Below are 9,784 nucleotides of genomic sequence, written 5' to 3' on the forward strand. Positions count from 1 at the left end.
TGAGACGTCATGGCTCACGTCGCTGAGGCCGCCGCCCGGACCCCGTCGTCCGGCGGCCTCCGGCGCGCCGGCCAGGGTCCGCCCACGGCGCTGCTCGGCCTGGCCGGGGTGGCGACGCTCGTCGTGGTCCTGGAGCTCGCGCCGCGCGCGGGCCTGGTCGACTCCCGTTACCTGCCGCCGTTCTCCGAGATGGCGCGGGCGCTGGGCGAGCGGGCCGGGACGGCCGAGTTCTGGCAGGCGCTCCGGGACACGCTGATCACCTGGGGCACCGGCCTGGCCATCGCGGTGGCGGCGGGGGTCGCCATCGGGATGGTCATCGGGTCGGTCGGCCCGCTGCGCGAGGCCACCGCCTCCGTGATCGAGTTCCTGCGGCCGATCCCCTCGGTGGCACTGATCCCGCTGGCGGTGTTGCTGTACGGCACCGGCCGGGAGGCCACGCTGCTGCTGGTGATCTACACGTCGTTCTGGCAGGTACTGATCCAGGTGCTGGCCGGCGTGCGGGACGTCGATCCCGTGGCCCGTGACACCGCCCGCGCGTACCGGTTCCGTCTCACCACCGAGGCGGCGCGGCTGATCTGGCCGACGACGCTGCCCTACGCGGTGGTCGGGTTCCGGCTGGCGGCCGGCGTGGCGCTCGTCCTCACCATCACCGGGGAACTGCTCATCGGCACCCAGGGGATCGGCCGCCTGATCTCCGAGGCCCAGACCGCGGGCGCGGTGGCCTCGATGTACGCCCTGGTCATCGTCACCGGCCTGCTGGGCGTGGCCGTCAACCTCCTGGCGCGGCTCGTCGAACGGCGCCTGCTGCACTGGCACCCCTCCATGCGACGGGAGACCGCCGCATGACCGTCCCCTCCCCCCGCGCCGCCCGGCGGAAGGCCGCGTTCCCGACCAGCTCCCGGCGGCGCTCACCCGGCCGCCTCGCGCTGTCCTGGGGCCGGCGGCTGCTGATGGCCCTGGGCCTGCCCGCCGTGCTGGTCGCCGTCTGGTGGGTCACCTCAGAGGACTCCGCCAGCTTCTACTTCCCGCCGCTGCGCGAGATCCTCGACACCTTCGGCCCCACCTGGTTCGAGGGCCGCATCACCGACGACGTGCTGCCCTCGCTGACACGCCTGCTCTCGGGCTACGCCCTGGCTCTGCTGCTCGGGGTGGTGCTCGGCGTCCTCATCGGCTCCTCGGCGAACCTGCGCGCGTACGCCGAGCCGGTGCTGGAGTTCTTCCGGGCCATCCCACCTCCGGTGATGGTGCCCATCCTGATGCTGTTCCTCGGGATCGGCACGACGATGAAGGTCGTCGTCATCGGCATCGGCGCGCTGTGGCCGATCCTGCTGAACACCGTGGAGGGCGTGCGGGGCATCGACCCGCTCCTGCGGGACACCTCCCGCAGCTACGGGCTGCGCCCGTGGACGCACCTGCGGACCGTGGTGCTGCGCGGGGCCAGCCCGCAGATCGTGACCGGCGCCCGCCAGGCGCTCTCGGTGGCCGTCATCCTGATGGTGATCTCCGAGATGTTCGCCGCCAACAACGGCCTGGGCTTCACCATCGTCCAGTTCCAGCGCAGCTTCGCCCTGCCCGAGATGTGGACCGGCATCCTCCTGCTCGGTCTGGTGGGCGTCCTGCTGTCCCTGATCTTCCGCGCCGTCGAGCACTTCGTACTGGCCTGGTACCGGGGGCAGCGCCAATCGCAACGAGGAGGCACCCCCTGATCGCCACGACCACCGGCCGCCCGGCCACCGGCACGAACCTGCTCTCCGTGCGCGGCCTGCACAAGGTGTACGAGTCCGCCGCCGGGGCCACCGAGGCCGTCCGCGACCTCACCTTCGACGTCCGCGGCGGGGAGATGGTCTGCATCGTCGGGCCCTCCGGGGCCGGCAAGACCACGCTGCTGCGCTGCATCGCCGGCCTGCTGCCGCCCACCGGCGGCGACGTCGTCCTGGAGGGCCGGGCCATCGCGGGCCCGCCCAAGGGGATGGCCGTGGTGTTCCAGGACTACGCCCGCAGCCTCTTCCCCTGGCTGACGGTCGCGCAGAACGTCGAGCTGCCGCTGAAGGAGAAGCGGCTGCCCAAGGCCGAACGGCGCCGCCTGGTGGACCGTTCGCTGACCGCCGTGGGCCTGGCCGACGTGCCCGGCTCCTATCCGTGGCAGCTCTCCGGCGGCATGCAGCAGCGGGTGGCGATCGCCCGCGCGGTGGCCTACGAGCCGCGCATCCTGCTCATGGACGAGCCGTTCGCCGCCGTCGACGCCCAGACCCGCGCCGACCTCGAAGACCTGGTGCGCGACCTCTGGCACCGCCTCGGCATCACGCTGCTGTTCGTCACGCATGACATCGACGAGGCCATCTACCTGGGCCAGCGGGTCCTCGTCCTCTCCGGCCGACCCACGGTGATCATGGAGGACGTCGCCGTGGACCTGCCCGACGAGCGGGACCAACTGACCACCCGCAACCTGCCGCGCTTCGGCGAGCTGCGCACCCACGTCTACCAGCTCGTGCAGAAGGCGAAGCGCGGCCACCGCCCCGTCTCCTTCGCACCAGGGGAAGGCACGCCCCACGACCGGTCGTGAGTTCCCTCTCGCTCCCCCACCTGCCTCGCCGTCGAACTCTCGCCGCTTTTCATGTGAAATGGGCCCCGCCTTGTCCGGAGCACCGCGTGACGAGGGCGGCCCCTGGAGACAGGGCTCCCCTACCGGCGGAGCTCGATGGGACGTGCTTGGCGCGTTCAAGTGGGGAGCCAACGCATGGAGAGGGCCGTGCCGCACAGCGAGGTCGAGAGTGAGCTCTCGTGGGAGCATCACGCCGATGGTCACCGGGATGCTCGGCCGGCTCTACCTCTCCGGGCATGCGCGGCGGCGACGCGGAGATCGACGTACTGTATCCGCGGCGGCTGACCGCCTGGCCGGCCGACTGGGACGTCGACACCGGCGCGCTCCGCCTCGCCGGTGAACCGGCTCCCGCGGCCCGGATCTTCCGGCTCCGGGATCCGCGTTGACCCACGACGTTCCGGCATCAGTTCACGGGGGCGTCGACAGCCCTCCGTACGCCCCGAAAGGACAGGCGTGAAGACCTTCACCATGCCCGGCACCCGGATCGTCGCGCCGAATGTCGTGCTCGGCCTGATGCGTATCGCCGACAAGACCGACGACGAGGTCCGCGAACTCGTCCGCACGGCCCGCGACGCCGGCATCGACTTCTTCGACCACGCCGACGTGTACGGAAACGAGCTGCACGGCTGCGAGCGTCGCTTCGCCGAGGCACTGCGGCTCACCGCCTCGCAACGCGACGCGATCACGCTCCAGACGAAGGCGGGGATCGTCAGGGAAGGGCCCTACTTCGACTTCTCCTACGACCACCTCATCGACTCGGTCGAGGGATCGCTGCGGGCCCTGCGGACCGACCGGATCGACATCCTGCTGCTGCATCGCCCGGACGCGCTGGTCGAGCCCGAGGAGGTCGCTCGCGCCTTCGACGACCTGGAATCGTCGGGCAAGGTTCGGCATTTCGGGGTCTCGAACCACACGCCAGGCCAGATCGACCTCCTGCGGAGGTCGGTGCGCCAGCCGATCGTCGCCAACCAGCTGCAACTGTCGGTCACCCACCAGCCGATCATCGCCCAGGGGGTCGCGGCGAACATGCTCAACGAGCAGCAGTCGGCGACGCTGGACGGCGGCGGAATCCTCGACTACTGCCGGCTGAACGACATCACGGTCCAGGCGTGGTCGCCGTTCCAGGCGGGCTTCTTCAACGGCACCTTCCTCGGCTCGCCGGACTACCCCGAGCTCAACGCCGTGATCGACCGGCTCGCCGCTCGGTACCAGGTTCCGGCGATCGCCATCGCGACGGGGTGGATCACCCGCCATCCCGCGCGGATGCAGGTCGTGCTCGGCACCACCAGCCCGGACCGCGTCAGTGGCGCCGCCCAGGGATCCGACCTGCCACTCACCCGAGCCGACTGGTACGAACTCTTCCGCGCCGCCGGACATCGAGTGCCGTAACCCGCAGGAGCTGAGTTCTCCTCTTTCAGCAACAGTCCGAGGTTGGCCTGCGTGTCGTGAAGGCGATCCGGGCGAGCGGGAGTTCGGCAACTTCGGCACCGCCACCACCTTCCGGAACGGGTGAAGCCCCGGCGACGGGCCAGGGCTTCGTGGTTTCTGGGCAGGGGCTACCTACTGGTTCCGGGTGTTTCAGCGTGGGTTGCCGGTTGTCGATTAATGGGAGTTTCCTTGGTCGATAGGGTCGCGCAGGGTCTCGGCGTAGGCGCGGTCCGTGGCGTTGAAGCAGCCGGGGTTCTGGGCCACGACATTGGGCGATCATCAGTCCGGAGCCGACGTCTGGTTCGTTGGCGGCAGCAGCGGTGTCGATGGTGGAGTCGCAGACCTCGCGGGCTTCGGCGCATGTGGCGCCATCGGTGGACTCGTCCGGCGCGGTGACGCGTCCGGCGGTGAACCCGGCGCCTGCGAAGAGGAGCCCCAGCATGCCGAGTGCGGCCCATTCGAGGGCGCGGCGTCGGGGGCGCGGCTCGGGTCTGGCAGGTGGCTCCTCGGTCACGATGCCCATCCCCGCTGGTAGTCGGGGTGGTCGGACCATGCTGCGGCAAGGTGGGCGATCACGTCGGCCACGAGGTGCCGCGTGATCTCCGCCGTGAACCGGTTGAACGAATCGGGCAGATCCGGACTGCTCTCAGGGGTGGCGTACCTGTCGAGCAGTCGCCCCCTAGCCTCTACCTCTCGCAGGACGCGAGCGGGGTCGTGACGGGCGATGTGCCGCATCTCCGAGTCGTTGAGGCTGCTCACCGTTTCGTGCTCCTGGAGTTCCCAGTTTGGCTGGGCCCAGACCGCCGCCGTCGCCCGCGAGCGGCCCGGCCATGAGCTGGGCTGTGCACCATCGACCGTCATCGCCCATGAAGGGCGTCCTTTCGTGAGAACCAGGAAGGACCGCCCACGAGGCGGCCCTCCATGGCGTCCATAAGGGCCCGCGGCGGCAAATACCCGGAGGCTACGCAGCCTACGAGCCGGTCACATTCAGGCGGCCGGCGTGATGCTCCCGATCCACGTGGGCTGGGGCAGTTGCCAATCGTCGTTGCGGAACGCCTCGATCACCACATCCAGGCCGTGCTGCTCCTCGATCGTCCAGCCGTGGACGCTCTCCAGCGTCTCCCCGGGAGCGAGTCGACCCTCGTAGTGGCCGACAGCACCGACATTCTCGTAAGAGGTGTTGTAGGCGTCACCACCTTGGGTGGCGCCAGTGACGCCGAGATGCAGGCCGGACAGATCATAGGGCTGGTCACCGGTGTTGGTGATGGTGACATCGGCGACGAACGGAATCTCGGCGTCCTCGACTGTCTCGTACTCGCCGAGGTCGCTGGCGGGGACCTGGCGGAGGTTGTCGACGGTGACAGCCAGGCCGTCGTCCCAGGCATAGACCTCGCCGAGCGGAAGGTCACCCTCAGCGGCGCCGGCGGGGTCGGAGTTCTCCCCGTTCTCCGTGTTGTCGTCGCAGTCGTCGTTGCGCCAGGCGCCGTCTTCCCAGGTCCAGCGCGCGCCGTCCTGGTTGTTGGCCTCGTCCAGGGCCTCGATGCCGGTGGTGCCGAGCACGCGGGCGCTGGTCTCGTCGAACTCCAGGATCTGGAGCTCCTCGAGGGTGATGTCGCCGTAGAGGCTGTCGATGAGGTCGGTGGACTGCTGGGCCTCTTCGACGGTCGTCTGTTCGCGGCAGCGGGCGGTTCGACCGTTGAGGAGCGCTTCGGTGTCGCCGCTGTTCATGGCGTCGAGGCCGTCCTGGACGGCCTGGCGGAGGGCCTCCTCGGTTCCGCCGCTGCTGGCGTTGTCGCTGTTGGTGCTGCTGCCGGTGTCGTCGTCGCTTCCGCATGCGGTGATGCAGATGCCGAGGACGAGAACGGCCGTGGCGGTCCGGACTGTGGTGCGACGGATCGCGGGCGTGGGCTGAGTCATGCGTCCCCCCTGGGGCGGCTGTGGGCTGTGCGGGGCGGGCGTGGGGGGTGAGAGTGATCATTCCGGTACGGGCTGTGTAGGGCGCCGGATTTGATCGGGTTGTGATGCTCTCGTGATCAGGCTCCTGATGCGCCACTGATGCGCAGCGCATCCGAAACCACCTCAGCCCTGATGCGATCCCTTGCACGTGGCCCCGCGCAGGCGAGGGTGATCCGGTGTTCCGGCCCACTGCGGCATCCGCTGTCTCCTGCATGTCGGCCTCGTAGGCGACGATGTCCCGGGGGCGGGGCTGGCCTTGATATCACAAGGGAAATGTCGCCGCCGCAAGGGCGGCGTGCGGGCTCTACGCAAGAAGCGTCTGCGCGCCCGACTGCACCGGCACACACAGAGCCGGCCGGTACTCCCAGTCCGTGATACGTGCATGGGCGAGCCCGTGACTCAACTTTGCAGGCGGGCACGTATCGCCGCTCTGCCGTGCTCCCGCACGAACCGCAGCTCGAAGTGGACGGAAGAGCGGCCCCAGCCTGTCTTCTCACCACAACGAATACGCGGAGAAAACCACAGTGGAATGATCAGTGCAACGGGAAAATCCCAGCTCAGCGGGAGGAACGTCCCGGTCTGGCAAGGTGCCTTCTAAGCACTTAACCGCGAGCTCATGTCTTGCCAAGGGCACTGCACGTCCCTGGGTGGCTGATGCGACAACCTGTGTGTCAGGGCACGGATCTTGTCCTTCAAGGACCGGATGGGCCGGTCGGCGATGAAGGTATACACGTACCTCTTGTCCGTGCCTCGCTTGCGTTTCCACTGGAGGCGGAACCAAAGGAAGTCGAACCCTTCGCTCATGTGCACGACGCGGGTCTTGGCCCGGAGGCGGTCTTGGCGCGCGTCTCACGTTCCGGGGTGCTGTGTTGTCGTACCGATGAGACGAAGCACCGTCCAGCGAGCAGAAGGCTCGCTACTGCTCTGCCGGACTCGGGAGTCGGCATGACACGTACGAAGAAGTTCATCGCAGCCCCTCAACGAGGGGGTCGAGGCGTCACTGTGGAGGTGGCGCGGACAAGGGAGGGGATTCCGTTGAAGAAGCGACTGTTCAGGTTCGCCGCGCCCGTGGCTCTCGCCGGAGCGCTTGTGGGCGGCTCGGTGGTCATGGCCGGGCCGGCACACGCCGATCCGGCAGGCGGCCCAGTCTCAACTCAGGCCGTCTCAACTGAGGGCTACGAGACCAGGAACTATGGGCAGTGCGTCCAGGTGCTTGAGTCTCAAGGCTACGACCTGACCTGGCCGCGGCAGCTTGGTTGCGCAGCGGGAGCGGCAGGCACTTCCTCGGCTGTTGCGCTGTGTACTTCCATGCTGATAAGCGCGGACGTCGCGTTCTGGGTGGCCCCTACGGCGTGCCTCCTGGCCTCAGCGCCCGCGTGACCAGGTGCCTTCCCGCCGGGTCAGAGTAAGGTCGGCAGTCGCCGGTGCCCACAATCCTTACGGTGGTCGGCAATAACTTCCGAACGTGGATCCCGGTGCTGGGGAAGGGCGGGTCGTGTCTGCGGACATCGACAGGCGGCTCGCTCTGCCCCTGCCGACAGAAAGAACGCCGCCCTGCAACGGACCCTTCACGAAGTCCAGAACGAGCTACGCACGCTACGCGCCCACGAACTGGGCGCCCGCCTCCGCGACGGCCTGAACACCCACTCGCCGCGGGACATAGAGATGGAGGAACTGCGCGAGCAACGAGACGCAGCACTCGCAGTCGGCGGCCGAGCAGAGACCGCCATGCAGGCACTCCACAGCGTCAACCAGCGGCTGATCGCCGCAGATGCTCCGGGGCCACCCCGGACAGCCCCAGCCACCCGCAAGCCGCCCGGCCCTTGAGAAGCCTGCCGCCGACCGACCTACCCGGGGCGATTCACCGAGCTTCATGGCGAGTCCTCTCGGTGTTCCGTCAACCGTTTGGTCAGACGGGAAGCTCGGTGACGCTGAGGGCGAAGTCCAAGTTCCCCACCCCGTGGTTGGCGAGGCCCACCGTGACCACGCCCGCTCCTTCAAGCCAGTGCGCCATTGTCAGGCCGCCGACGTCCAGCGGGCGCAGCCCAAGGGTCTCGATGAACGCCTCCACACTTGCCTTGGCCTGCGCATTGTCGCCGGCGATGAAGACGTCGGGCCGACCCTTCTCCAGGACATGGCGGAAGATGGTGTTGAACGCCTCACCACGCTGGCGCCGGCCGGGGCGGCCTTGGCGACTTGCTGCGCGATCGAGGTCTCCTCGCGGTGGGCCAGCCCGTCGAACGTGGAGTTGAAGGGATTGCTGATGTCGACGATGACCTTACCCGCGAGAGCATCTCCGTAGTGGGTGACGGTCGGCACCACACCGTCGTACGGCAGGGCCACGATGACGATGTCCCCGGCCGGGGCGGTGCCCCATTCCCCCGTCGTGGTGCCGCCGCCGAGAGCCTTGGCCAGGTCCGCGGCCTTGGCCTGGTCACGGCCCATGATGTCGACGGTGTTGCCGCCCGCTATCGCCCGCGCGCCGATGGTGCGGGCCATGTTCCCGGTGCCGATGATGCTGATGTTGCTCATGAGATGTCCTGCCCTGGTTGTGTGTGTCCGGTTCAGATGGCGGTGGTGCCGCCGTCGGCGACGAGTTCCATGCCGTTGACGTAGCTGGAGTCGTCGGAGGCGAGGAAGAGGGCGGCAGTGGCGATTTCGTCGGGGCGGCCCATCTGGCCTCGGGGGATGAGGGACTCGAACTGGCGCTTGGTGGCCTCGTCGAAGAGTTCTTCCTGCTTGGCGGTGGCGACCTGGCCGGGGGTCAGGACGTTGACGCGGATGCGGCGGTCCTTGAGTTCGTTGAGCCAGACGCGGGCCCAGGCCTGCTGGACGGCCTTGCTGCCGGCGTAGACGCTCCAGCCGGGGAAGGCGCCGCGGGAGGCGTTGGAGCCGGTCATGAGGATGGAGCCGCCGTCGTTGAAGAGCGGGAGGGCCTTCTGGACGGTGAACAGGGTGCCGCGGGCATTGAGCCCGAACCAGGTGTCGAACTGGGTTTCGGTGATCTCGCCGAGCGGGGCGGGCTCGCCCCCTCCGGCGCTGGCCCACAGCACGTCGAGGCTTCCCTTCTCCCGCTTGACGGCGTCGTACAGGCGATCCAGGTCGTCCAGGTCGGCGGCGTCGCCCTGGACGCCGGTGACGTTGCGGCCGATCTGCTTCACGGCCTCGTCCAGGGCGTCCTGGCGGCGGCCGGTGATGAAGACGTGCGCTCCCTCGTCGACGAACAGCTTCGCGCCGGCCAGCGCCATGCCGGTGGTGCCGCCGGTGATGACCGCGATCTTGCCGTCAAGCTTTCCCATGGTTGCTCCCTTGGGTCGGTGGTGCCGTGCGCACCTGGGGAGACGGCGTTATGTATACCGCCCTGTGTGCTTACCGTACGGGGCGGGCGGCCACGACGCAAGCTATGTACACCGGTCGTTACCCAACTCGGGTACCATGGACCCATGACGGAGTTGGAGAAGGGACCCACGGGCAGCCGCCGGGGCCGGGGCGCCCGCGAGCGCATCCTCAGCGCGTCCCAGCGGCTGTTTCGCGAGCAGGGCATCAACCGCACCGGCATGGACCAGCTCTGCGCGGCGGCCGAGGTGTCCAAGCGCACGGCCTACCAGCACTTCGGCAGCAAGGACGAACTCGTCGCCGAGTACCTGCGGCGGTTCGACCCTTCCGTTCTGTCCGGCGTGTTCGACCGCACCGACCTCACGCCCCGCGAACGGCTCCTCGCCGCCTTCGACATCCCCCCCACCACCCCCCTGTGCCCCTACATGGCCGCCGCGCAGAGCTGGTCCATGCCGGTGCGGT

The 9,784-nt window shown here is 68.8% G+C and carries 9 protein-coding genes and 1 pseudogene; 6 read left to right on the forward strand and 4 right to left on the reverse strand.

Annotation, left to right across the window (positions count from 1 at the left end):
- The first annotated feature begins 9 nt into the window (after window positions 1-9).
- From ADY01_RS09200 to ADY01_RS09215, 5 genes are all read left to right on the forward strand, one after another.
- Window positions 10-846, forward strand: a complete 837-nt coding sequence (locus ADY01_RS09200) for an ABC transporter permease (RefSeq protein ID WP_049568756.1) — start codon at window positions 10-12, stop codon at window positions 844-846.
- A gap of 104 nt (window positions 847-950) precedes the next feature.
- Window positions 951-1,706, forward strand: a complete 756-nt coding sequence (locus ADY01_RS09205) for an ABC transporter permease (protein WP_049568791.1) — start codon at window positions 951-953, stop codon at window positions 1,704-1,706.
- 38 nt (window positions 1,707-1,744) lie between these two features.
- Entirely contained in the window at window positions 1,745-2,563 is an 819-nt protein-coding gene (locus ADY01_RS09210; protein WP_049568794.1) for an ABC transporter ATP-binding protein, read from the forward strand.
- A gap of 275 nt (window positions 2,564-2,838) precedes the next feature.
- Window positions 2,839-2,988, forward strand: a complete 150-nt coding sequence (locus ADY01_RS38965; RefSeq protein ID WP_159001058.1) for a hypothetical protein — start codon at window positions 2,839-2,841, stop codon at window positions 2,986-2,988.
- Between the two features lie 67 nt (window positions 2,989-3,055).
- Entirely contained in the window at window positions 3,056-3,991 is a 936-nt protein-coding gene (locus ADY01_RS09215; protein ID WP_049568759.1) for an aldo/keto reductase, read from the forward strand.
- 549 nt (window positions 3,992-4,540) lie between these two features.
- Here the strand turns inward: ADY01_RS09215 and ADY01_RS09220 are convergent.
- From ADY01_RS09220 to ADY01_RS09240, 4 genes and pseudogenes are all read right to left on the reverse strand, one after another.
- Window positions 4,541-4,891, reverse strand: coding sequence for a DUF6221 family protein (locus ADY01_RS09220; protein ID WP_049568762.1), 351 nt, complete (start codon window positions 4,889-4,891; stop codon window positions 4,541-4,543).
- 126 nt (window positions 4,892-5,017) lie between these two features.
- Complete coding sequence (locus tag ADY01_RS09225) at window positions 5,018-5,947, reverse strand: hypothetical protein (RefSeq protein WP_049568765.1); 930 nt, start codon at window positions 5,945-5,947, stop codon at window positions 5,018-5,020.
- A gap of 1,948 nt (window positions 5,948-7,895) precedes the next feature.
- A pseudogene (locus tag ADY01_RS09235) lies at window positions 7,896-8,518 on the reverse strand (NADPH-dependent F420 reductase).
- Window positions 8,519-8,550: 32 nt separating this feature from the next.
- Window positions 8,551-9,285: an SDR family NAD(P)-dependent oxidoreductase gene (locus tag ADY01_RS09240; protein ID WP_049568772.1), complete on the reverse strand. Its 735-nt coding sequence runs from the start codon at window positions 9,283-9,285 to the stop codon at window positions 8,551-8,553.
- A 144-nt stretch (window positions 9,286-9,429) separates the two neighbouring features.
- Here ADY01_RS09240 and ADY01_RS09245 point away from each other — a divergent pair.
- The coding region (locus tag ADY01_RS09245) for a TetR/AcrR family transcriptional regulator (RefSeq protein WP_049568775.1) at window positions 9,430-9,784 on the forward strand (355 nt) is incomplete at its 3' end.

The organism is Streptomyces sp. SBT349 (assembly GCF_001083795.1).
Taxonomy (GTDB): Bacteria; Actinomycetota; Actinomycetes; order Streptomycetales; family Streptomycetaceae; genus Streptomyces.

What these genes read in the sequence shown, in the direction of transcription:
- ADY01_RS09225 (WP_049568765.1), bottom strand. Translation starts at nt 5,947, where the DNA reads ATGACTCAGCCCACGCCCGCGATCCGTCGCACCACAGTCCGGACCGCC.
- ADY01_RS38965 (WP_159001058.1), top strand. Translation starts at nt 2,839, where the DNA reads ATGCGCGGCGGCGACGCGGAGATCGACGTACTGTATCCGCGGCGGCTG.
- ADY01_RS09240 (WP_049568772.1), bottom strand. Translation starts at nt 9,285, where the DNA reads ATGGGAAAGCTTGACGGCAAGATCGCGGTCATCACCGGCGGCACCACC.
- ADY01_RS09200 (WP_049568756.1), top strand. Translation starts at nt 10, where the DNA reads ATGGCTCACGTCGCTGAGGCCGCCGCCCGGACCCCGTCGTCCGGCGGC.
- ADY01_RS09205 (WP_049568791.1), top strand. Translation starts at nt 951, where the DNA reads ATGGCCCTGGGCCTGCCCGCCGTGCTGGTCGCCGTCTGGTGGGTCACC.
- ADY01_RS09220 (WP_049568762.1), bottom strand. Translation starts at nt 4,891, where the DNA reads ATGACGGTCGATGGTGCACAGCCCAGCTCATGGCCGGGCCGCTCGCGG.